The organism is Tardiphaga alba (assembly GCF_018279705.1).
Taxonomy (GTDB): domain Bacteria; phylum Pseudomonadota; class Alphaproteobacteria; order Rhizobiales; family Xanthobacteraceae; genus Tardiphaga; species Tardiphaga alba.
This window is the reverse complement of the sequence record NZ_CP036498.1, coordinates 1,601,169-1,623,603: the sequence shown is the minus strand read 5'-3', so window position 1 is coordinate 1,623,603 and position 22,435 is coordinate 1,601,169. Positions and strand designations below refer to the sequence as shown.

25 protein-coding genes are annotated in these 22,435 nt (G+C 61.5%); 11 read left to right on the top strand and 14 right to left on the bottom strand.

The genetic code is table 11. The annotated features are described in order from the left end of the window. Nucleotides 1-2: 2 nt before the first annotated feature. Both RPMA_RS07670 and RPMA_RS07665 read right to left on the bottom strand, forming a co-directional pair. A complete protein-coding gene (locus tag RPMA_RS07670; RefSeq protein WP_211912258.1) occupies nt 3-590 on the bottom strand; it encodes a SoxW family protein in 588 nt (195 codons plus the stop codon). An 18-nt stretch (nt 591-608) separates the two neighbouring features. Then, the gene (locus RPMA_RS07665; RefSeq protein WP_211913532.1) at nt 609-1,352 is read right to left on the bottom strand and encodes a cytochrome c biogenesis CcdA family protein; all 744 of its coding nucleotides are present in this window, start codon (nt 1,350-1,352) and stop codon (nt 609-611) included. A gap of 61 nt (nt 1,353-1,413) precedes the next feature. Here RPMA_RS07665 and RPMA_RS28385 point away from each other — a divergent pair, with 61 nt between their 5' ends. The 4 genes from RPMA_RS28385 (at nt 1,414) to RPMA_RS07650 (ending at nt 3,388) form a co-directional block, all read left to right on the top strand. Continuing rightward, nucleotides 1,414-1,674: a hypothetical protein gene (locus RPMA_RS28385; RefSeq protein WP_328516564.1), complete on the top strand. Its 261-nt coding sequence runs from the start codon at nt 1,414-1,416 to the stop codon at nt 1,672-1,674. After that, a complete protein-coding gene (locus RPMA_RS28380) occupies nt 1,650-1,799 on the top strand; it encodes a hypothetical protein (protein ID WP_328516563.1) in 150 nt (49 codons plus the stop codon). Before RPMA_RS28385 ends, RPMA_RS28380 begins: the two co-directional genes overlap by 25 nt. Nucleotides 1,800-1,831: 32 nt before the next feature. Continuing rightward, nucleotides 1,832-2,209 carry an ArsR/SmtB family transcription factor gene (locus RPMA_RS07655; protein WP_211912257.1) on the top strand — a complete coding sequence of 126 codons (378 nt, stop codon included), beginning with the start codon at nt 1,832-1,834 and terminating at the stop codon, nt 2,207-2,209. A gap of 69 nt (nt 2,210-2,278) precedes the next feature. Then, complete coding sequence (locus RPMA_RS07650) at nt 2,279-3,388, top strand: YeeE/YedE family protein (protein WP_211912256.1); 1,110 nt, start codon at nt 2,279-2,281, stop codon at nt 3,386-3,388. A gap of 6 nt (nt 3,389-3,394) precedes the next feature. Here RPMA_RS07650 and RPMA_RS07645 read toward each other — a convergent pair whose 3' ends face one another. The 7 genes from RPMA_RS07645 to RPMA_RS07615 form a co-directional block, all read right to left on the bottom strand. Beyond that, nucleotides 3,395-3,844, bottom strand: coding sequence for a DsrE family protein (locus RPMA_RS07645; RefSeq protein ID WP_211912255.1), 450 nt, complete (start codon nt 3,842-3,844; stop codon nt 3,395-3,397). Nucleotides 3,845-3,858: 14 nt separating this feature from the next. Beyond that, a complete protein-coding gene (locus RPMA_RS07640; protein ID WP_408056542.1) occupies nt 3,859-4,332 on the bottom strand; it encodes a DsrE family protein in 474 nt (157 codons plus the stop codon). A 92-nt stretch (nt 4,333-4,424) separates the two neighbouring features. Continuing rightward, nucleotides 4,425-5,474 (bottom strand): YeeE/YedE family protein, encoded by a 1,050-nt coding sequence (locus tag RPMA_RS07635; protein ID WP_211912254.1) that lies wholly within the window; start codon nt 5,472-5,474, stop codon nt 4,425-4,427. A gap of 198 nt (nt 5,475-5,672) precedes the next feature. Further along, nucleotides 5,673-6,428, bottom strand: a complete 756-nt coding sequence (locus RPMA_RS07630) for an IclR family transcriptional regulator (protein ID WP_211912253.1) — start codon at nt 6,426-6,428, stop codon at nt 5,673-5,675. 80 nt (nt 6,429-6,508) lie between these two features. Beyond that, nucleotides 6,509-7,588 carry an extracellular solute-binding protein gene (locus RPMA_RS07625; protein WP_249225585.1) on the bottom strand — a complete coding sequence of 360 codons (1,080 nt, stop codon included), beginning with the start codon at nt 7,586-7,588 and terminating at the stop codon, nt 6,509-6,511. A 41-nt stretch (nt 7,589-7,629) separates the two neighbouring features. Further along, nucleotides 7,630-9,423, bottom strand: a complete 1,794-nt coding sequence (locus tag RPMA_RS07620) for an ABC transporter permease subunit (protein ID WP_211912251.1) — start codon at nt 9,421-9,423, stop codon at nt 7,630-7,632. Beyond that, entirely contained in the window at nt 9,420-10,571 is a 1,152-nt protein-coding gene (locus RPMA_RS07615) for an ABC transporter ATP-binding protein (RefSeq protein ID WP_211912250.1), read from the bottom strand. The genes RPMA_RS07620 and RPMA_RS07615 overlap by 4 nt, the downstream gene beginning before the upstream one ends. Before the next feature lie 273 nt (nt 10,572-10,844). On the opposite strand from RPMA_RS07615, the gene RPMA_RS07610 reads away from it, so the two are divergent. The 7 genes from RPMA_RS07610 to RPMA_RS07580 all read left to right on the top strand — a co-directional run bounded on the left by RPMA_RS07610 (nt 10,845) and on the right by RPMA_RS07580 (nt 17,880). Further along, a complete protein-coding gene (locus RPMA_RS07610; protein WP_211912249.1) occupies nt 10,845-11,630 on the top strand; it encodes a CoA transferase subunit A in 786 nt (261 codons plus the stop codon). Next, nucleotides 11,630-12,397: a CoA transferase gene (locus tag RPMA_RS07605; protein ID WP_211913530.1), complete on the top strand. Its 768-nt coding sequence runs from the start codon at nt 11,630-11,632 to the stop codon at nt 12,395-12,397. The genes RPMA_RS07610 and RPMA_RS07605 overlap by 1 nt, the downstream gene beginning before the upstream one ends. A gap of 33 nt (nt 12,398-12,430) precedes the next feature. Further along, nucleotides 12,431-14,743, top strand: coding sequence for a molybdopterin-dependent oxidoreductase (locus tag RPMA_RS07600; RefSeq protein WP_211912248.1), 2,313 nt, complete (start codon nt 12,431-12,433; stop codon nt 14,741-14,743). 15 nt (nt 14,744-14,758) lie between these two features. Then, nucleotides 14,759-15,328 carry a peroxidase-related enzyme gene (locus RPMA_RS07595; protein WP_211912247.1) on the top strand — a complete coding sequence of 190 codons (570 nt, stop codon included), beginning with the start codon at nt 14,759-14,761 and terminating at the stop codon, nt 15,326-15,328. A gap of 74 nt (nt 15,329-15,402) precedes the next feature. Continuing rightward, nucleotides 15,403-16,089 carry an L-fuculose-phosphate aldolase gene (locus RPMA_RS07590; protein ID WP_211912246.1) on the top strand — a complete coding sequence of 229 codons (687 nt, stop codon included), beginning with the start codon at nt 15,403-15,405 and terminating at the stop codon, nt 16,087-16,089. A 33-nt stretch (nt 16,090-16,122) separates the two neighbouring features. Then, nucleotides 16,123-17,082 (top strand): sugar kinase, encoded by a 960-nt coding sequence (locus RPMA_RS07585; protein WP_211912245.1) that lies wholly within the window; start codon nt 16,123-16,125, stop codon nt 17,080-17,082. 51 nt (nt 17,083-17,133) lie between these two features. Further along, entirely contained in the window at nt 17,134-17,880 is a 747-nt protein-coding gene (locus tag RPMA_RS07580; protein ID WP_211912244.1) for an SDR family NAD(P)-dependent oxidoreductase, read from the top strand. Nucleotides 17,881-17,911: 31 nt separating this feature from the next. Here the strand turns inward: RPMA_RS07580 and RPMA_RS07575 are convergent, their stop codons facing one another. The 5 genes from RPMA_RS07575 to urtC all read right to left on the bottom strand — a co-directional run bounded on the left by RPMA_RS07575 (nt 17,912) and on the right by urtC (nt 22,426). Then, nucleotides 17,912-18,253: an FmdB family zinc ribbon protein gene (locus tag RPMA_RS07575; protein ID WP_211912243.1), complete on the bottom strand. Its 342-nt coding sequence runs from the start codon at nt 18,251-18,253 to the stop codon at nt 17,912-17,914. A gap of 173 nt (nt 18,254-18,426) precedes the next feature. Then, nucleotides 18,427-19,656 (bottom strand): formamidase, encoded by a 1,230-nt coding sequence (gene fmdA, locus RPMA_RS07570; RefSeq protein ID WP_211912242.1) that lies wholly within the window; start codon nt 19,654-19,656, stop codon nt 18,427-18,429. A 44-nt stretch (nt 19,657-19,700) separates the two neighbouring features. After that, nucleotides 19,701-20,390: an urea ABC transporter ATP-binding subunit UrtE gene (urtE, locus tag RPMA_RS07565; protein ID WP_211912241.1), complete on the bottom strand. Its 690-nt coding sequence runs from the start codon at nt 20,388-20,390 to the stop codon at nt 19,701-19,703. 120 nt (nt 20,391-20,510) lie between these two features. Continuing rightward, on the bottom strand, nt 20,511-21,266 hold the full coding sequence (urtD, locus tag RPMA_RS07560) for an urea ABC transporter ATP-binding protein UrtD (RefSeq protein ID WP_211912240.1): 756 nt from the start codon (nt 21,264-21,266) through the stop codon (nt 20,511-20,513). A gap of 11 nt (nt 21,267-21,277) precedes the next feature. Further along, nucleotides 21,278-22,426 carry an urea ABC transporter permease subunit UrtC gene (urtC, locus tag RPMA_RS07555; protein WP_211912239.1) on the bottom strand — a complete coding sequence of 383 codons (1,149 nt, stop codon included), beginning with the start codon at nt 22,424-22,426 and terminating at the stop codon, nt 21,278-21,280. Nucleotides 22,427-22,435: the final 9 nt, after the last annotated feature.

The window sequence follows — 22,435 nt, the reverse complement described above, 5'->3', positions numbered from 1 at the left end:
CGCTACGCCTGCTTCTTCAGCCATTCCGGGAATGTCGCCGTCTCATAGCCCTTCTCGCGCACGTAACGAAACATCGCGAGAAATTCCGTGGGCTCAAGCAAGCCGGGCATGCGAGCGACTTCCCGCGCCTGTCCATTCTTGCCAGCGAGACCTGCGACAGTTTCGGGAAAGAACTGGATCGTCGGCGTGAAGCGGATGCCATAGGCTTCGCCGAACGCCTTTTCACCGCGCTTGCGACCGTCGAAATCCGTCACCTCGCGCGCACCGATGTGATTGAGATGGAGTATCTCGAAATTGTCGCGGATATAGGTTTCGATTTTCGCATCGAGCATATGGACTTCGTGCATGCGCTTGCAGGAGGGACATCCCTTTAGCCCCCACATGATCGCGAAGCGTTTGCCCTTGGCGGTTGCGCCCGCAAGATCCTCGGCGACGTCGAGGAAGCTCTCGAGATACCAATCCATGTGATAGAGGCCGTCGTCGCCGAGCGTCGCTTTCGCTGATGCCGGCATCGCCCGCAACGTGGCAATGCCGATACCGATGGTGGCGAGCGCATGCCGCCGGGTCATCGCGCCATTCGTCCTGGACATCCGATCCTCCGATCCGCTTCAACCAAGAGTGCCGAAAGCTGGAAAAGTCTCCAGCATCCAGCCTGCAATCCGCGGCATGCTGCCAGTCAAAAACAGAATCCCTGTCAGGACAAGGCCGCCGCCGATCGTCTTTTCGATGACAGGCATGTGGCTGCGCAGCCGCGCCATCAGTCGCATGAACGGCCCCGAGAACAGCGAGGCCAGCATGAAAGGGATACCAATCCCTAACGCATAGGCTGCGAGCATCAACGCGCCCTGCGCCGGAGCCCCTTCGGCACCGGCCACCATCAGGATCGCAGCCAATACCGGCCCCACGCACGGCGTCCATCCGAAGGCGAAGGCCAGGCCGACCAGGTAAGCGCCGAGAAAACCTGCCGGCTTGCGCGCCGTTTGAAACCGCGCTTCGCGAAACAGAAGCCCGATCCTGAAGACACCGAGAAAGTGAAGCCCAAGAACGACGATGAGTATGCCGGCAATGATACCGAGCGTCTCGAAATGCGCAGTGATGGCCTTGCCGATGAAAGACGCCGATGCACCGAGCGCGACGAACACCGTCGCGAAGCCCAGCACGAATGCAAATGATAGCGCGACGACGCGCATATTCGGCTTCCAGCCAATCTGCTCATCGGAATCGGTCAGTTCGTCCAGACTGACGCCGGCCAGAAAGCACAGATAGGGCGGCACCAGCGGCAGGACGCAAGGCGACAGGAACGACAGCAGTCCCGCGCCGAGTGCTCCAAACAACGAGATCGATGACAGCACGGCAGCCCCGGCACTGGTATAAATATTCAAATTCGTCTATATGTAACACATGACGTCGAGATTGGCTCTGAAAAACGCGTTGATTGCCGCTTTGTTGTTGCTGGCCACGGTGCTGCCGGCGGGAATGGTCGAGGCATCGGAGCTTGTGATGTTCGAGCGTGACGGCTGCGCCTGGTGCGCGCGCTGGAATCGCGAGATCGCGCCCGGCTATGACAAGACCGACGAGGCGAAGCTGCTTCCGTTGCGCCGCATCAACATGGATCACGACAAGAACCCGGCTTCACGCTGGCATCGCCGGTGCGCTTCACGCCGACCTTCGTGATCGTCGATGACGGCCACGAGATCGGCCGCATTACCGGTTACATGAATGACGAATCCTTCTGGGGCCTGCTCGGAAAGTATGCCGCCAGACTGACGACCTCGCAGCCCAACGCCAATCGTTCCTGAAGCTCTCAACTTTCGCGGGATCCGCGCCTCCTATGGCTTCCATCATCTCATCTGAACTCGAAGACGAATTGCGCGACGGCGCGGAGTATTCTCCCGAACTCGACCAGCTGATGCGCAAGGCGCGCACGGCCAGCAATTTCCTCAAGGCGATCTCGCACGAAAACCGGCTGCTGCTGCTTTGCCTGCTGGCCGAGCGCGAACGCTCGGTGTCGGAGCTCGAAAACATCCTGTCGCTGCGGCAGTCCGCTGTGTCGCAGCAGCTCGCGCGTCTGCGCTATGACGGCATGGTCGATACCCGCCGCGACGGCAAGACGATCTATTACAGCCTGGCCAGTGACGATGTGCGACGCGTCATCTCGGTCATCTACGATATCTTCTGCGCCACGCCGGCGCCGACCAAGAAAAAATAACGCCGCCGAACTGGCAGGCGGAGGCGGACGGCCCGTAAGGCTGGCCCGCTTCGCATCAGGAGGAAGCCCATGCAGAGTGTGTCTGCCTGGTTATCTGCGCTTGCTGGTTTTGCCATCGGCGTCGTTGCGGGCTTTGCCGTGCAGCGCGCCCGCCTCTGCACATTCGGCGCGATCGAGGATGCTCTGATCGGCGGCGATGCGCGTCGGCTGAAAGTCTTCGGTCTCGCGCTGGGCATTGCGATCCTCGGCACCCAGGCGCTGGTGCTGACCGGCTTCCTCTCGCCCGAACTGACGACGTTCGTTCCGCCCGCTTTGCCCCTCGTCGCCATCGTCATCGGCAGCCTCATGTTCGGTATCGGCATGGCGATGGTCGGGACGTGCGGCTTCGGCTCGCTGGTGCGGTTCGGCACCGGCGATCTCAAGAGCCTGGTCGTCATTCTCGTGCTTGGCGCAACCGCCTACGCAACGCTGCGCGGCCTGTTCGCCGACCTGCGCATCAGCGTGCTCGAACAGCTTTCGATCCAGATGCCGGACGGCATTCGCTCCGACTTCGCGTCCTTGCTGGCCGAGGCCACTGGCAGCGATCTCCGACTGCCGCTCGCCGTGCTGCTCGGCGGAAGCCTGTGCTGGCTCGCGCTCACCGACAAGCGTTTGCGCCGCGCACCGCGCTTGCTGACGGCCGGCGTAACCCTCGGCCTGCTGATCGTCGCCGGCTGGATCGCGACCGTCGGCCTGGCCGACGACTTCGCCGGCCCGCCTCGCCCGCAGAGCCTGACATTCGTCTCGACGGTCGGAAAAGCGCTCTATGCCGGGGTGCTGAATGTCGCGAATTTTGCGGATTTCGGCGTCGGCACCGTGTTCGGCGTCATCGCCGGCGCATGGCTCGCGGCATGGCATGCCGCCGAACTGCGCTGGGAGGCTTTCGACGACGATCACGAGATGCGCCGTCATCTGCTCGGCGCCTGCCTGATGGGTGTCGGCGGCATTCTGGCGGGCGGCTGCACCATCGGTCAGGGCATCACGGCCGGATCATTGCTTGCGCTGTCCTGGCCGATTGCCCTGGCGGGGATCGTCGTGGGTGCACGGATCGGCATTGCGATCCTGGTCGATGGCTCGCCCCGCGACATCATCCAGCGCAACTGGATGCTGCTAGCGCGCAAGGCACCGCCATCGAAGTGAGAATCGTCAGGGCTTGAGATAGCTCCAGCCGGCTTCCTGCAGCTCGATCAGCCGCACGGCGCCGGACGGCACCACTGTGGCGTCTGAGATCACGCTGATTGCCTTGCCCTCCCGCTTCTCCATGCCGTCCTTGGTATTGCCGCAGGCGAGAAACTTGATGTTGGACGGAAAGCTGGCATCGACAATCTGCTTGATGCGATCCTTCACCGGCGAGGTGTCATCCCGGAGCATATGCAGGCCCGGACCGAAGGTGACGATCTCGACCTGCACCGTCTCGCCCTTGGCCTTGTAGAATTCCATGACATTGGTGGCGTTGTTGAGCGCCAGATTCATAACTGCCGGATCGTTTTGATTGACCTGGATGGCGACGCGATGCTCCTTGGCATCGGCGGCATGAGCGGTCCATGCGACCGCGGCAAACCAGATCATCGCAATGACGCCGAGTATCGATCGCATCTGAGAACTCCGTTTCAAGGACGTACAATCGTAAAGCCGCGCTCGGCCAATTCCAGCATATGGCCGACGCCGACCTGCACTTCGATCGCATGCGGATTCAACGCCGGACGCCTGCCGGTCTCGCGTTCGATGGTATCCAGCGTATTGCCGCACACCGCAAAGCGCACGCCCTGGCTCACCAAACTGTCGACCAAGGCGCGATGTTCGTTCTGCTCGCGCAGCAAATCGATCCCGGGGCCGAAAGCGACGACTTCGACAGCCACCTTGTCGGGCCCGTAGGCTTTGAGGACATTGCTGGCCACGCTGAGAACCAGCCGTTCCTTTTTCGAGTCGGATTCTGACAACTGCAAAACGATGAAATGTTCGGCAAAAGGCTTGTCGGGAGCGGCGCCCTGTTTTGCTGGATCTGCATGTGCGAGGGACGCCAGCAGTGTCGGCGATGCGAGCATCAGGACCGACAGCAATATGATAAGTGGTCGCCAATTCATCGCGCGCAAAACCTCTGACGATCGCCAGACTGATTAGCAATCGCCACAGGCGCGCGCAATTGAACTAACGAAGCGCGCGCGTTGCTCGCGCGTTATTGCGCTGCAAACACAGGGCGCGCCGCAAAACCGCGAAGCGCTAGCGCGGCACCGACGAGGATACCAGCCACTGCGATGAAGGACGGCAGCGCGAGCGTCGATAGGCCGGTCAATCCTTGCCCGACAGAGCATCCATAAGCCATCGCACCGCCGATCCCCATCAGTGCAGCGCCGGCCATCGAACGCCCCGTGTGGCCCGCCGATGTATATCCTTCGAATGCGAAGCGCCCCGTCAGCAAGGCCGTGAGCAGGCTGCCGACCAAGACGCCCGCGACCAGCGCGATGCCGAAATTCAGCGTCATGCCGGTGGACAGCATGATGAATTGCAGCGTGTCGGCGACCGGCGAGATGAATGTCAGCGACGCGACCGGAACCGGGTCGAAATCATCAGCGCCAAGCCAGCCGGTGGCGAGCCAACCGGCGACCACCAGAGAGCCCATGGCGAGACCCGCCAGCATCTGGCCGGGCGAGCGGCGGAGTTCGCGATGCGACAATGCAAAGACCAGCAAGACGCCGCCGACGCTCAGTGCCGCAGCGATCCGGGCGGTGCCGCCATTTAGGCCGAGCCGATCGAGCAATGCCGGCATGGAATTCGCTGCCGGTGTCATCTGCGTCCATTGCAGGATCGCCAGCCGCGCCGGGGCCAGAAGCCCCTTCAAGGTCATCTGCGCGGTGACGCCGATGATGGTGAGCACGGCGAGCGACCTGAGATTTCCCTTGCCCAGAAGAACCACGGCCCGTGACGCGCAGCCATTGGACAGCATCATCCCAAGGCCGAACAGGATTCCACCGATGAAGATCAACGGCGCTGAAAAGGACGGCTGCAGATAAAGCGATTTCGTGATGTCGATCAGGCCAGCGGCAGCGACGACTTGAGTCCCGAGGATCGCCACCGCAACGGCCAGCGCGTAACTGCGAATTCTCCGTCCGTCGTCCCGTGTCCACCAGTCGCGCAAACTGCTCATCAAACAGAAGCCGCTCAACAGCCCGACAACGCCAAAAACGGCGCCGATGGCAAAACCGGCTAGGACCGGCAAGGTTGGCATGGAAGGCTCCTGGTCGAGACTGTGCGAAACGGGAGCCGTCCAGATATCCACCGGTCCGGTTGCAGTCCAGACTGCGCCGATATTCAGTATTTCATTCCATCGGACAGCTGAATTGGCGGATATCCGTCCAAAATATCCGGCTTTGGTGGCAAAAATGACTGGCACGTCGCGGCAAACGGTACCGCTGAAACGTCGTACCTACAGCCCGCGTACGTGACCGAGCGCCAGGCCGATGGTCCGTGCGGCATCCATCACATGCACGGAATATTCCTTGAGCTGCTTTCGTTTGACCCGGATATCCGGGCCGGACATCCCGATCGCTCCAACGAGTTCACCGGACCGTCCGACAATGGCGCAGGCGCAGGCGGCGATGCCTTCCCGCCATTCACCGTGCAGGACGGAGGAATATCCCTGTGCGCGTGCGGCGTGAATATCCTCACGCAACTCCTCGATCGTCGTTCGCGTCGTGTCCGTGTAGCGCTTCAGATGCGGGCGAAAATTCTCGAGATAGTCGTCGGGCATTTGCGCAAGCATGGCTTTGCCTGTCGCCATGGTGAAGGCGGGCGCGCGCATGCCGACGCTCGTATGCGCGCGGATATGATGCGCGCTTTCGATCTTGTCCACATAGACCACTTCAGTGCCCTCGAGCACCGACAAATGCACAGTTTCTCCGGTGATTTCGGCCAGCTTCGTCATCGCCGGACGCGCGATGCGGATCAGGTCCATGCGCTGAATGACGTGATTGCCGAGCACCCACAATTTCGTGGTGAGCTCATAAGTGCTGTGCGGCGGGATCTGACGCACGTAGCCCTGGGACTGCAGGGTTGCCAGCAGCCGATGCACATTGCTCTTGGTGAATTTGAGCTCATTGGCGAGGTCGGTGACCCCGCGCGGCTGGTCGCTGAGCGCAAGGGCCTCAACTAGTCGAAGTCCCTTTATGAATGCTTTGTCCATTCAAGCAGCCGCTGCGGTGTCCCTGTCTTCCGAATGACCGGCAGCCATCCGCTGCCGGTCATATTGTTGTCTGGCAAGATTTACTGGGCAAGCAGTGCGTTCAGCTTTTCCTGCGCATATTCTTCATTGGTCGAATTGCCCGCCGGCGACGGCGCGCCCCAGAAATCCGGGCTCCACTCGATCGCCTTGGAGACGTTGTCGGGATTGTTCGCCCAATAGCGCGCGATGTTCTTGTCGGTCGCCGCATCGAACACGACCTTCGATGGCAGCGCCACCGGGAAATTCGAGGTCAGTTCGGCGGCGCGCTTGGGATCAAGACGCCAGGACAAGAGCTTGAGCGCATTGTCGTAGTTCGGCGCGCCCTTCGGGATCGAGAAGAAGTCGTAATAGACGAAGCCCTGGTTGAAGGTGAGATCGATCGGTGCACCTTCCAGCGCCAGCTTGCTCATGGAGCCGGTATAGGCCTGGCACATATCGGCTTCGCCATCGAGGATCAGCTGCGGCGGTTGCGCGGCGGTGGTCCACCACTTGACGATATGCGGCTTGATCTCCTTGAGCTTCTTGAGCGCCCGCTCCATGTCGATCGGATACAGCTTGTCCTTGGCGACGCCATCAGCCATCAGCGCGGCTTCGAAGGTGAAGCGTGGCCAGGCGGGCATGCAGCGGCGGCCCGGAAACTTCTTCACATCCCAGAAATCGGCCCAGTTCTGCGGGGCCTTGTCGCCCTTGAACTTGTCCTTGTTATAGACGAGGCCGACGCCGATCACCTGCAGCGCGACGCCCTTCTTGCGCTTGAGATTGTCCGGCATCGCCGCCAGCGTCTTTCGGGCGGACTCCGACAGCTTCGAATAGTCGATATCGGCCAGGCAGCAATCGCCGAGCAGCTTGGTTTCCTGATCGAAGATGAAGGTCAGGTCCCACTGCGCCTTGCCGGCATCGGCCTGCGCCTTGATGCGCGGACCGCTGCGGGCCTCCTGCACGGTGACGACCTTGATGCCGGTTTCCTTCTCGAACGGGCCATACATCACCTTGCGCAGCGCATCGCCATAACCGCCGCCCGGATCCTGCATGATGACGACATTGCTCTGGGCAACGGCAAGACCCGTTCCCATCGCGATGAACGCCGCCGAAGCCAAGGCCGGCAGCCTGAAACGCTTCATTCCCAGCATAGTCCCGTTCCTCCTGTTGGATCGTTTATTGATCAAGTCGCCTTTTGCGACGTTGCGAGCACCGGCCGCGCGAGGAACAATCCTCCCACCACCAGCAGCACTTCGAGCGTGGACACCACGGCCAGCACCGGATTGAGCCGGTAATTGATGTCACCCCACAGCATCAAGGGAAGCGTCTTCAGCTGCGCGCTCGACAGGAACAGGGTCAACACCAGTTCGTCGAACGAATGCAGGAATGCGAAGAAGGTCGCAGCGGCAAGACCCGGCGCGATAGCCGGCAGCGTGACCAGCCGCAACACCGTCAGCGACGACGCACCATGCACCGAAGCTGCCTGCTCGAGCCGCGAATCCACTCCCTGCAGCGCCGCCGCCAGGATCACCACCACGATGGGCAACCCACCGATGGCATGTGCCGCGGCAAGGCCGAACACCGAGCCGATGAGATCGAACTTCAGGAACAGCGTGTAGAGCGACAGGCCGAGCACGACAGGCGGCACGATGATCGGACTGACCAGCAACAGCATGATCGCCGATTTGCCGCGCACATTTCCCCTCACGATCCCCAGCGCCGCGCATGTCCCGAGACCGACCGCAATAATCGCGGAGACCACCGCAATCAGCGCCGATGACCAGAATGCGCTCATCCAGTTGCTGTCGGCGAAGAATTGCTCGTACCAGCGCAGCGAGAAACCCGGCGGCGGAAAGGTCAGGTAGCTGGCACTGCTGAAGGAGATGATCATCACCACAACGATCGGCAGGATCAGCACCGCGACCACAAGGCCGCCCATCAACCGCACCGTCCATGTGCCGCAGCTGGCCGGCAGCATGCCGAACAGCCGCAGCAACGGCCAGCCGATGGCATCCGCAAAGGCGCTGCCGAAGCTGCGGCGCGGCGAAGCAGCCGTTGCAACGGTTCTGGCTTTGCTCGCGGTCGTCTCGGTCAGCTTGCGGCCACCCCAGATGAATTCGAGCCCAAGAAAACGCCCGGCAATGGCCACCACGGCCAGCGTGATCAGCAGCAGCACGACGCCGAGTGCCTGCAGAAAGCCTTCCGACGTCACCGAGTCCGCCTGCTGCGTGATGTGCATGGCAAACATCTGATCGCCGGGACCACCTAGCAATGTCGGCGTGATGAAGAAGCCGATGGCTGCCACGAAGACCAGCAGGAAACCGGCACCGATGCCGGGCAGCGTCAGCGGCAACAGCACGCGCCAGAACACGGCGATGGGCCCGGCACCACTTGCCAGTGCTGCACGGGTCAGGCCGGGATCCAGACGCGACACGCTCGAATAGATTGTCAGCACCATCAGCGGCAGCAACACCGCGGTCATGCCGAGCAGCACGGTCCCGCGGTGAAACAGCAACTGGACCGGCTCACTCAGGACACCGATCGACACCAGGAACTTGTTGACCGGCCCATTGCGACCGAGCAGCACCATCCAGGCATAAGTGCGGATCAGAATGGCGATGAAGTATGGCAGCACGATCGTGGTGGCGATCAGTGCGCGCGTGATGCCGCGGCTGCGATGAATGAGCAACGCGGTGGGATAACCGAACAACAGACACAGACAGGCCACGGTGACCGAAATCTGCATCGTCCGGACCAGCGACTCCCAATAGAGCGGAACCGCAAAGACGCGTTGGAAATAGGTCAGCCAGCTTGGACCGCTGATGCTGATGCGAATGAGATCGATCAGCGGCAGCAGATAGATGAACCCCAGAAAGGCGACTGCCGGCAGCAGCAACAGCGCAGGGTTCTTGAGCTTAATGGCCAGGCTCGAGCTCGGCCGATGCCGTGGCTCGTCGGACAGCGATATCGTCGTCATGTCAACACCCAGCAGTCTTCCGAGCCCCAGCTCACATGCAGGCGATCGCCGACATTGGGCATCGGCCGCTTCGCAGTGTCGGTGCAACGGATCAGGAGCGTGTCTCCGCCTTCCATTGTCGCTTCGATACGGAGAATTTCGCCGAGGAAAATCGCCGATGTCACGGTCACCGGCGTCGAGCTAGCGGTCGGCTCATTGGCGATGGCGACGCGCTCGGGCCTCACCAATACGGTGACACGGCCGACATCGATGGCATCGCGGCTTTCGGCGTCGAACACATAGCCGGCGCGGTTCTTCAGCGTCACCGTGGTGCCGCGCTTCTGCATGATCTCGGCTTCGATCAGATTGCTCTCGCCGACGAATGACGCCACGAAACGATTCGACGGATGGCGATAGATGTCGAGTGGTCGGCCGATCTGGACAATCTTGCCGGCATCGAGAACGGCGATCCGATCGCTCATGGTGAGCGCTTCACCCTGATCATGGGTGACGAACAGGATCGTGCTGCCGATGGTCTGATGCAGATCGCGAATTTCGATCTGGATCGATTCGCGCAAGCGACGGTCGAGCGCGCTGAGCGGCTCGTCCATCAGTACCACTTTCGGCCGCATGACGATCGCTCGTGCGATCGCAACGCGCTGTTGCTGACCGCCGGACATTTCCGACGGCGATTTCCGTGCATGCTCGGACAGGCGCATGATTTCCAGCGTCTCGGCAACACGCCGCTCAGTGGTGGCGCGATCGACACCGGCCATGCGAAGCGGGAACGCAACGTTCTGCGTGACCGTCATGTTGGGGAACAGCGCATAACTCTGGAACACCATGCCGAAGCCGCGCTTGTGCGTGGGCACGTTATGCACGGGCTTGCCATCGACCAGGATTTCGCCGCCATCGAGGGTTTGGAAGCCGGCCAGCAGGTTCAGCAAAGTGGTCTTGCCACTGCCCGAAGGGCCGAGCAGCGTGATGAATTCGCCGGGCTCGATATCGAGATTGATGCGATTGACGGCGTGGAAGTCGCCATAGCGTTTCTCGGCATCGCGAACCGCAATGCGCGAACCGATGACCTGACGTGCGCTTGCGCCGCCCGACTGCGATGCCGGACCACCTGCGCCGAAATCTCCCGCGCGCAGCGCCAATGGCTCAGCCATCATCATCCTCCCTAGTCGTTCTATATTATGAGACGTTATTCCAATTATTCTTGGCGCAGCGAAGCAACTTGTCAAGTCAGTGAACCATGCGGCACTGCACCCACGGCCACAACACGTTTCGCAGAATTGCAATTATCGTCTGCGCTAGAAGTGTTTCCCGACACAAACGCATTGACAGCCGCGTCGCCACGAGACTAATTTTATTTAGAACTTCGTTCTACATTATAGAACAATAAAATCGGGAGGCGAATTGTGATCAGCGATCTTCGCGCAATGGCGAAGTACGTAGAGCCGGGAACGAGGCTCGCACTGCCGGTTGATTACGCCGGTGTCTCCATGGCGATGACGCGCCTGATCATCGAGCGTAAGACCCGCAACCTCGATCTCGTTTGCGTGCCGACCGGCGGCCTTCAGGTCGATCAGCTCATCGGCGCCGGGCTGGTGCGGTCCGTCGAGACCAGCGCCGTCTCGCTCGGCGAAGCTGGCGGCGCACCGCGCTTCAATGCCGCCGTCAAGGATGGCGCGATCCAGCTCAAGGACGCCACCTGCCCGGCCATTCACGCGGGCCTCATGGCTGCGCAGAAGGGCAGCCCGTTCATGCCAATGCGCGGCCTGATCGGCAGCGACCTTCTGCGTCACCGCAGCGACTGGCAGGTCATCAACAATCCGCTGGCAGATGGCGGCGACCCCATCGTGCTCATTCCCGCCATCAACCCCGATGTCACGATCTTCCACGCACCGATGGCCGACCGGTTCGGCAATGTGTGGATCGGCCGACGCCGCGAACTTGCCGCGATGGCGTATGCATCGGCGACCACGCTCGTCACCGTCGAACGCATCGTCGATGAAAGCCTGCTCGCCAACGAAATGAGCGCCGCGGGCGTATTGCCGGCGCTCTATGTTACCGAAGTCGCCGTAGCTCCGAAGGGCGCATGGCCCTATGGCCTGTGGGGCGAATACGCGTCCGACACCGCCGAGATCGTGCGCTATGCCCGCGCGGCACGCACCGCCGAGGGATTTGCCGACTACATGGCAAATGCCCAGATGGAGCCCGCATGATGCGTGAGATTCATCCGCGCGAAATCCTGATCTGCACCATCGCAAAACTGCTCGACGGCGTTCGCCATGTCGCTGTCGGTGCATCGTCGCCCATCCCTGCCGCCGGCGCCATGTTGCTACGTGCACTCAAGCAACAGGCCGGCGAGAAAGGACCGCGCATTTCGATCCTCGGATCGGTGGAGCATAATTTTTTCACCAACGGCTCGGCGGAATTGTTTGACTGCGCCGGCCAGGGCCGTATCGATGCTTTTTTCCTCGGCGGAGGCCAGATCGACGGCCGCGGCAACATCAATCTGGTGGGCACCGGCGACTATCCGCAAACGCCGGTGCGATGGCCCGGCTCGTTCGGATCGGCCTATCTCTACTACGTCGTGCCGCGTGTCATCCTGTTCCGCGAGGAACATACGCCACGCGCACTGGTCGAGAAGGTGGATTTCATCAGCACGCCCGGCGTCAGCGACGATGGCGTCCATCGCAGCGGCGGGCCGATCGCATTGTTGACCAGCAAGGCGCTGTTCCGCTTTGACAAGTCGCGACCGGGTTTTGCACTGGAAAGCATCCATCCTGGCCATGATCTGACGGGTATCAAGGACGCGACCGGTTTTCAGTTCACGCATGACAGCGCTCCGGAACAAACCGCGCCGCCGGATGCGTCAACGCTGGCTTTGCTGCGCGGACGCGTCTACGACGAGGTCGCGGAGACCTACCCGGACTTCGCAGCCCAGATACGGCGCGAAATCGAACAGACCTTATCCCGTGCATCCTGACCGGACCGGGGAGAAGCAACACGGAGACGGCGCGTGAGTGAGATCAAGCGGATCCCGCATTGCAGCCACTGGGGCGCCTATACGCTGCTCGTGAAGGACGAGCAGATCGTGGGCGTCGAGCCGTTTGCTCACGATCCCGCTCCCTCGCCGATCATTCATTCGGTGCCCGAATGGGCCAATCCGGAGCGCCGCATCCTGCGCCCGATGGTGCGCAAGGGCTGGCTCGAAAAGCGAGAACAAAGCGACCGCCGCAAGCGCGGCGCGGAGAAATTCATTCCCGTCAGTTGGGAAGAAGCGACGACACTGGTCGCGGATGAAATCCGCCGCGTCTCCACCACGCACGGCAATGCGTCGATCTTCGCGGGCTCCTATGGCTGGACCAATTCCGGTCGGCTTCACCATGCCTCGTCGCTGCTCAAGCGCATGCTCAATCTGGTGGGCGGTTTCACCCGGCACGTGGATACATATTCCATCGCCGCCGGCCCGGTGATCCTGCGCCACATATTGGGAAGCTCGGACGCCTGCGACGGCCAGGCCAACACGCTGGATACCATCGCAGAACACACCGAGACGCTGGTGGTGTTCGGCGCGCTATCGCCGCGAACGGCGCAGACCGAAGCCGGCGGCATCGGCGCCCATCGCCTTGAAACCTATCTGCGGAAAATAGCCGACCGCGCCATTCGCATCGTGCATGTGTCGCCGCTGAAAGACGACCTGCCGGACTGGGTTGATGCCGAATGGTGGCCGATCCGTCCGAATACCGACACCGCGCTGATGCTCGGCCTCGCCGGCGAGATTGTGAAAGCCGGCCGACACGCCCGCGATTTCCTCGCCCGCTGCACCAGCGGCGCCGATCAGCTGCTTGGCTATCTCGACGGCTCAGCTGACGGCACCCGCAAGGATGCGACCTGGGCTGCGGAGATTTGCGGTCTCGACGCCGAGAACATCCGCCAACTGGCACAGCGCCTCTTCGATACCCGCAGCATGCTCACCGTGAGCTGGAGCCTGCAGCGCGCGCATCACGGCGAACAGCCGTTCTGGGCCGCGCTCGGCCTCGCTGCCATCGTCGGTCAGATCGGATTGCCGGGCGGCGGTGTCGGCTATGGCTATGCGTCACTCGGCGGCGTCGGCTCGCCGTTCAATCTCGGCAAGTCACCGGCGATCTCGCAGCTGACGCGCCCGATCGACAGTTTCATTCCGGTGGCGCGCATCAGCGACATGCTGCTCAATCCCGGCGCGAGTTTCACCTATGAAGGCGAGACGCGGACCTATCCGGATACGCGGCTAGTCTACTGGGCCGGCGGCAATCCCTATCATCACCATCAGGATCTCAACCGGCTGTCCGAAGCCTGGACGCGGCCGGAGACCATCATCGTCCAGGACCCGATGTTCACCGCAACGGCACAGCGCGCCGATATCGTGCTGCCAGCGACCACATCGATCGAACGCAACGACCTCGCCGGCAACAAGCGATCCGACTTCATCGTGGCGATGAAGCAGGCCATCAAGCCGATCGGCGACTCGCTGCCCGACTTCGAGATATTCGACCGCATCGCCGGCAAGCTCGGTGTCGCCGATCGTTTCAACGAAGGCCGCGACGAGATGGACTGGGTGCGTCATCTCTATGAAGAGAGCCGCAAGGATGCCGCCGACCGGCTTGGCTTCGCCATGCCCGATTTCGACACATTCTGGCACGACGGCTATGCCCGCTGCCCCGTGCGCGCCAACCATACCTTCCTGGCTGACTTCCGCGTCGCGCCCGAAGCACACCCGCTCAAGACCGAGAGCGGCAAGATCGTGCTCGGCAGCGAGACATTGGCCAGCCTCGGTTATGCCGATTGTCCGTCGCATCCGGCCTGGGTCGAGCCGGCGGAATGGCTCGGCAAGAGCAGCGACGCGTCCGACCTGCACATGATCTCGCATCAGCCGGTCGGCCGACTGCACAGCCAGATCGAGACCGGCGTCGCCAGTGCATCCACGAAGCGCAACGGCCGTGAACAGGCCCGGCTGCATCCGGCTGATGCTGCTACGCGCGGGATCAGCGATGGCCAGACCATCCGCATCTGGAATGCGCGCGGCGCCTGTCTCGCCACCGCCGATGTCAGCGAGAGCGTACGTCCTGGCGTACTGGTGCTGCCGACTGGTGCGTGGTTCACTCCGCGTGACGAGAGCGGCCTTGAAGTCGCCGGCAATCCAAATGTGTTGACGCTCGACATCGGCACCTCGCAATTCGGCCAGGGCTGCTCGGCACATACATGCCTGGTCCGGGCTGAACCCCATATCGCAGATCAACGCGACGCCTTTGAAGAATACCAAGAGAGACTGGTTGCACTCGCGACCGCCTGAGAGGAAACAGACGTCATGACCACACCTGCCATCAGCCGCTTCCCCGTCCCCGAAATCTCCGGCCTGCCGGACGATATCCGCACGCGCATCCTCGCGGTGCAGGAAAAGTCCGGCTTCGTGCCCAATGTCTTCCTGACGCTAGCGCATCGCCCCGACGAATTCCGCGCCTTCTTCGCCTATCACGACGCGCTGATGGACAAGCCGGGCCCGATCACCAAGGCCGAGCGCGAAATGATCGTGGTGGCCACCAGCAATGCCAACCAGTGCCAGTATTGCGTGGTCGCGCATGGCGCGATCCTGCGCATTCGCGCCAAGAATCCGCTGATCGCCGACCAGATCGCCGTGAACTACCGCAAGGCCGACATCACGCCACGGCAGCGCGCGATGCTGGATTTCGCCATGAAGGTCTCCATGCAGGCCTACGAGGTCGGCGATGCCGACATCGAGACACTGAAGGGCCATGGCTTCTCCGAAGACGATGTGTGGGACATCGCCGCCATCGCTGCTTTCTTCGGCATGTCGAACCGGCTGGCAAACGTCACCAGCATGCGACCCAATGATGAGTTCTTCGCCATGGGGCGCTAACGCGCCTCACGCGATATCATGATCCCCGCAGCGGCCATCAAGAGCCGCTGCGCCGACGACCGAGGAAACGAACCATGACGCATCCGAGCGCCACCGACATTGCGACCCGACAGGCCATCATCGATGCCTGCTGCGAAATGTCGGCCGCGGGCATCAATCAGGGGACGTCCGGCAATATCAGCGTTCGGTGCGACGATGGCATCCTGCTAACGCCGTCCGGCGTTCCCTATGACACGATGCGGCCCGAAGACATCGTTCACATGACATGGGATGGCTCGTGGACCGCACCGGAAGGCCGCGTCCCTTCGACCGAATGGCGTTTCCATCTCGATATTCTCAAGGCCAAGCCTGAGACCGATGCCGTTGTGCATGCGCATCCGATCGCCTGCACGATCATCGCCATCATGAACCGCAGCATTCCGGCGATCCACTACATGATCGCGGCGGCCGGCGGCAACGACATCCCCTGCGCGCCCTATGCGCAGTATGGCACCGCAGAATTGTCGGAAGCCGCGCTCGTCGCGTTGCGCTATCGCCGCGCCTGCCTGCTCGCACATCACGGGCTCATCGCCATCGGCCCGAACCTGCGCAAGGCGATGTGGCTGGCGGTGGAAGTCGAGGTGTTGGCGAAGCAGTATCACGGCTGCCTGCAACTCGGCACGCCGCCACTGCTGCCCGATGCCGAGATCGACAGCATTTTGAAGCGATGGGGACAATACGGCCTGCGTGACAGCGACAGCACGCCGAAGACCTCGACCTGACAACCCTGCACCAACCACTGCGAGACTTGCTCCATGGCCCATCCCCACGACGTCAGCGTCTGCGGCACCTATATCCTCGACATCCTCGGCGTTCCCGTGACGGAAATCCCGGCCGGCGGCGGCCGCGCGTTGATCGATGAAATCAAGCTCACGGTCGCCGGCACCGCAGGCGGCACCGTCGTCCCCTGCGCGCGCCTTGGATTGAAGGCCCTCGCCGTCGGCGCAGTCGGTGCCGACGAAAAAGCGGACTGGGTGCTGAATGCGATGGAGCGCGAAGGCATCGACATTTCGGTGATGGAACGGATGGAAGGTGCACCGACCTCGGCCACCATTTTGCCGATCCGCCCCGACGGCTCGCGCCCGGTGCTGCATGCGCGCGGTGCCTCCGCGCGCTGGAAGATTTCGCCGGAAGCGCAGAAGGCCGCCTGCAAGAGCAAGGTGCTGCATCTCGGCGGGGTCGGCTCATTGCTGGCGATGGATGGCGAACCGACGGTGTCACTGCTGCGCGATGCAAAAGCTGCCGGCTGCATCACCACCGTCGATCTCATTCAGGCACGCGCCGAAACACTGGCGCTGGTCGAACCGCTGATGCCGTATACTGACTTCTTCATGCCGAGCATCGACGAGACCCATGCTCTGGTCGGCACCGACGATCCCGCGGCCTGCGCACAGTATTTCATCGGTAAGGGCGCCGGCGCCTGCGCCATCTCGCTCGGCGAGCACGGCTCCTTCGTGATGACGCGCGATGGACGACAGTTCACGGTGCCAGCCTTCGATGTGAAAGTCCGCGATACGTCAGGCTGCGGCGATTCCTACACCGGCGGCTTCATCGCTGGCCTGGTACGTGACTGGGATCTGCTGGACTGCGCGAAACTGGCGACAGCAACTGCAGCCACTGTCGCGACCGGACTCGGCTCCGGCGCCAATCTCGTGTCCTTCGAGGAAACCGTGAAGGCGATGAACACGCTGCCGGTCCGTGGCGCGCGCGCCTGATCCTCACATCACACAGCCTCATCTAAACAGAAACGTTCCGAGGAAACTTCCATGACCAGACATGCCATCGTGACCGGAGCAAGCCGCGGAATCGGACGCGCCATTGCCCTCGGGCTCGCCCAGCGCGGCTACAATCTCGCTCTCACCGATATTGCCGCGCAGGAGAGCACGCTGCTCGAGACGGTCGCCGACGTGAAAAAGCTCGGCGGCAAGTGCATCCCGGTATTGGCCGATGTCAGCAAGCTCGAGGATTGCCAGCGCTCGGTCGCCGAGGCGCTCGCGGGTCTTGGTCATGTGGACGCGCTCGTCAACAATGCCGGCATCCTTCGTCTCGCCACCATCGACGAGACCACTCCTGAACACTGGGACCAGACCTTTGCCGTAAACGTCCGTGGCGTGTTCCAGATGACCCAGGCCATGGTCGTGCACATGAAGGAGCGCAAATACGGGCGTATCGTCAATATCGCCTCGCTGGCCGCGCGGACCGGTGGCCCCGGCCAATCACACTATGCCGCCTCGAAATCTGCCGTGGTCGGTTTCACGCGCGTTTCATCGATGGAATTCGGTGGCCACGGGATCACCGTGAATGCCGTCTGCCCCGGCATCATCCTGACCGAGATGGGCCGCAACAATCTGCGCGATCCCGAGCGCGTCACCTATTTCGAAAAGATCACCGACCTGCATCGTCTTGGCCAACCGGAAGACGTTGTCGGCCCCGTGGCGTTCTTCGCTTCGGACGATTCCGCCTTCGTGACGGGACAAGCGCTCAATGTGGACGGCGGCATTTTCTATAGCTGATACACGCCGTCATACCTCGGTGTGAACGCGGTCAGTGGCTGATCATCCACGGCCGTGCGGTCGGAAAACTCTTGGATCCGGTCGCGGTTTTATTCATCAACCGCGCCGGCTTCTTGCCGGAGCAACAGCCACAGCCGGGCGCATGCTTCGCCTTGTATTCCGCCACGGTCTGCGGCGCGCTGCTGCTCCGCTCATTGGTGGCGTGCGCTTTGCGCTTGTCCGACGGCATGCAGAAGAAGGCCGGCGCCGTGAGCATGACGCGCGGCGCCGAAGTCGCGCAATGCGGGCAGTCCTGCGGATCGTCGCATTCGGCCATTGGCCGCATGTCGGTAAAAGGTCCGCAAGCGTTACAGAGATATTCATAGACCGGCATGATGGTGATCCATCGTTGGCCGCAGGCCTCTCCCCGTCATTGCGAGGAGCGGAGCGACGAAGCAATCCAGAGAGCAGAGTGAAGGAAGGGCTGGATTGCTTCGCTTCGCTCGCAATGACGGAAGGAAAAAGCCGCCGCGCCGATGACGTGGCGCCGCGGCCGAGTTAACCGCGTTACTTGTCTGGCGACAGCGGCATCTGGATGGACCCGTCGATATGTTTGATCGGTCCGGCCCCTGACGGCATGATGTCGAAGTCGAAGATTTCCGTCGGCAGCCACAATGTGGCGCAGGCATTGGGCACATCGACGACGCCGGAGATATGTCCCTGGCACGGCGCAGTGCCGAGGATCGAATAGGCCTGTGCGCCGGAATAGCCGAATTTCTTCAGATATTCGATCGCATTGAGGCATGCCTGACGATAGGCGATGTGGACGTCGAGATAATGCTGCTTGCCGGCTTCATCGACCGAAATGCCTTCGAAGATCAAGAAGTCCTTGTAGTTCGGTGTCATCGGCGACGGCTTGAAGACGGGATTCTTGATGCCGTATTTGGCGACACCATCCTTGATGATATCGACCTTGATATGCAGCCAGCCCGCCATCTCGATGGCGCCACAGAAGGTGATTTCACCGTCGCCCTGGCTGAAGTGCAGGTCGCCCATGGAGAGGCCGCCACCGGGCACATAAACGGGGAAATAGACCTTCGAGCCGCGTGAAAGATCCTTGATGTCACAATTGCCGCCATGCTCGCGCGGCGGGACGGTGCGCGCACCTTCAGCCGCGGCCTTGTCTCGCGCCTCGCCCTTGAGGCGGCCCATATGGGCGGTCGGGCCGAAGGGCGGGTTGGCGAGGCCAGGCACGCGGGTTGGGTTGGTGTCGATCAGCGCCTGCTCGCGCTCGTTCCAGGTGGCGAGCAATTTCGGATCGGGCAGACAGCCGATCAGGCCGGGATGGATGAGGCCCGCAAAGTTCACGCCCGGGATATGGCGCGACGAGGTGTACATGCCCTTGAAGTCCCAGATCGACTTCTGCGCCTGCGGGAAATGATCGGTGAGAAAGCCACCGCCATTCTGCTTGGAGAAAAAGCCGTTGAAGCCCCACTGACTGTCCTTCATCGGGCCGACATCGAGCAGATCGACGACAAGGAGATCGCCGGGCTCGGCGCCCTTGACACCGATCGGTCCGGACAGGAAATGCACGATCGACAAATCGATGTCGCGCACGTCGTCGGCTGAGTCATTGTTCTTGATGAAGCCGCCGGTCCAGTCATAGGTCTCGACGATGAAATCGTCGCCCGGATTGACCCACGCCACCATGGGAATGTCCGAATGCCAGCGGTTGTGGATCATGTCGTTGTCGTAGGCCGACTGCGTGAGATCGACCTTGATCAGTGTATCAGGCATTCAATGCTCCCCATGGGTTACAGGTGTTGCGTTTCTACGATTGACTAGACGGACAGATATTTTGCGATCTGCGCCGCATCGATCCCCTCGCGCGCTTCGTCGCGAACGATCTCGCCGTTCTCGATCACCAGCACGCGGTCGGCGACATCCAGCGCGAAGCTGAGCACTTGTTCGGAGACGATGATCGAGAGCCCCTTGTCGTCACGGATCTTCTTCAGCGTGCGCGCCATGTCCTTGATGATCGAGGGCTGGATGCCTTCGGTCGGCTCGTCCAGCAGCAACACCTTCGGCTTGGTCGCAAGCGCCCGCGCAATGGCGAGCTGCTGCTGCTGACCGCCCGACAGGTTACCGCCGCGGCGGCCTTTCATCTCCAGCAGCACCGGGAAGAGTTCATACAGATCCCCGGGCACGTCCTTGCCGCCATGCGCCACCAGGCCGGTCTCGATATTCTCCTGCACCGTCATGTGCGAGAAGATCATGCGTCCCTGTGGCACGTAAGCGAGACCACGCGCGACGCGCTCATAGCTCTTGAGCGCGCCGAGCTCCTTGCCATCCATGGTCACCGAGCCGGATTTGGTCGGCACGATCCCCATCAGGGATTTCATCAACGTTGTCTTGCCCATGCCGTTGCGGCCCATGATCGCAACGATCTCATTGGGCTGAACCTTCACATTAAGGCTGTGCAGGACCTCGGCGTGACCATAGGCGACATGGAGATCGTTAATGGCGAGCATGGCTCTCTCCCTTCGTCATTGCGAGGAGCGTAGCGACGAAGCAATCCAGAGCCGCAATCGAAGAAAGAACTGGATTGCTTCGCTGCGCTCGCAATGACGGCTGATGGTGCGGTGTCATGCTCAATGCCCCAGATAGACTTCAATGACCTTGGGGTCGTTCTGCACCTTCTCCATCGTCCCCTCCGATAGGATCTGGCCCTGATGCAGCACGGTCACCTTGTGGGCGATGTCTTCGACGAATTTCATGTCGTGCTCGATCACCAGCACCGAGCGGTTCTTGATGATGGTGTTGAGCAATTCTGCAGTCTTCACGCGTTCGCTCACGCTCATGCCGGCGACGGGCTCGTCGAGCATCAGCAGATCGGGATCCTGGATCAGCAGCATGCCGATCTCGAGCCATTGTTTCTGGCCGTGCGAGAGTGCATCGGCATACATGTTCAGACGATCTTTCAAGAAGATCATCTCGGCGACTTCCTCGACGCGATCCTTCACGGCGGCATCGCGCTGGAACATCAGCGAGCCGAAGACCGAGCGCCCGCGCGGATAGCAGATCTCCAGATTCTCGAATACGGTGAGATCTTCGTAGACCGACGGTGTCTGGAACTTGCGCCCGACTCCGGCGGTGACGATCTCGTTCTCCTTCAGCTTGGTCAACTCGGTGCCGCGAAACTGGATCGAGCCGGAGGTCGCTTTGGTCTTGCCGCAGATCAGATCGAGCACCGTGGTCTTGCCGGCGCCGTTGGGGCCGATGATCACACGGATCTCGTTTTCCTCCACATAGAAAGAGAGATCATTGACCGCTTTAAAGCCGTCGAAGGAGACGGTGAGCCCCTCCACCGCGAGCAGAAAATCTTTTGGCTGGTGTCCAACGAGCATTGATACGTCCCCTACTCTGCCGGCGCGCCATCGGCGGCGGATTTGACGACCCAGTCCTTTTTCGCCTTCGACGAGAAGGACGCGATCAAGCGATCCACATGGCGCTGAACGTGATCACGCCAGATGCCGGACAGGCCATTGGGGAAGAACAGCACCACCGCGATGAACAGGCCACCGAGACCGAACAGCCAGAGTTCAGGGAAGGATTCCGACAAGCTTGTCTTCGCGAAATTGACCAGCAGCGCGCCATAGACCGCGCCAAAGATCGAGCTGCGCCCGCCGACTGCCGTGTAGATCACCATCTCGATGGACGGCACGATGCCGACAAAGGATGGCGACATGAAACCGATCTGCAGCGTGAACATGGCGCCACCGATGGCCGCGAAGATCGCTGCTGCACAGAAGGCGAATATCTTGAAATTCGCCACGCTGTAGCCGGAGAAGCGCACGCGATCTTCCTGTTCGCGCATCGCCACCAGGATGCGGCCCAGCTTGGTCAGGCGGATGAACTGCGCGGTGATGATGCAAGCGAACAGGCAGGCGACTTCGAAGAAATACAGGATGAATTTTGCGCTATCGGTGCGGATATCCCAACCGAGCAGCGTGCGCAGGTCGGTCATGCCATTGATGCCGCCGGTGTAACCCTGCTGACCGATGATGAGGATGGTGGCGATCGCCGCGATCGCCTGGGTGATGATGGCAAAATAGACGCCGCCGACCCGGCGCTTGAACATCGCAGCGCCGATGATGAAGGCGAGCAGCGCCGGCACCACAAAGATCGCGATGATGGTCAGCGTCAGCGAGTTGAATGGCTTCCAGAACATCGGCAATGCCGTGATTTGGTTCCAGTCCATGAAATCCGGGATACCTGGCGTCGATTGTATCTTGGTGTTGGCGACGCTCGATGCTTCCAGCTTCAGGAACATCGCCATGCAGTAGCCGCCGAGGCCGAAGAATACACCCTGCCCGAGGCTGAGGATGCCTCCATAGCCCCAGCACATCACGAGGCCAATGGCGACGAAGGCGTAGGTCAGATATTTCGCGACCAGATTGAGCCGGAAGATATCGAGGCAGAGCGGCAGGATCACCACCAGCAGCAGCACGAGCGACAGGAAGCCGATCAGCTCCGAGCGATTGAAGAAGCGGGAATTGATGATCATGTGAAAATG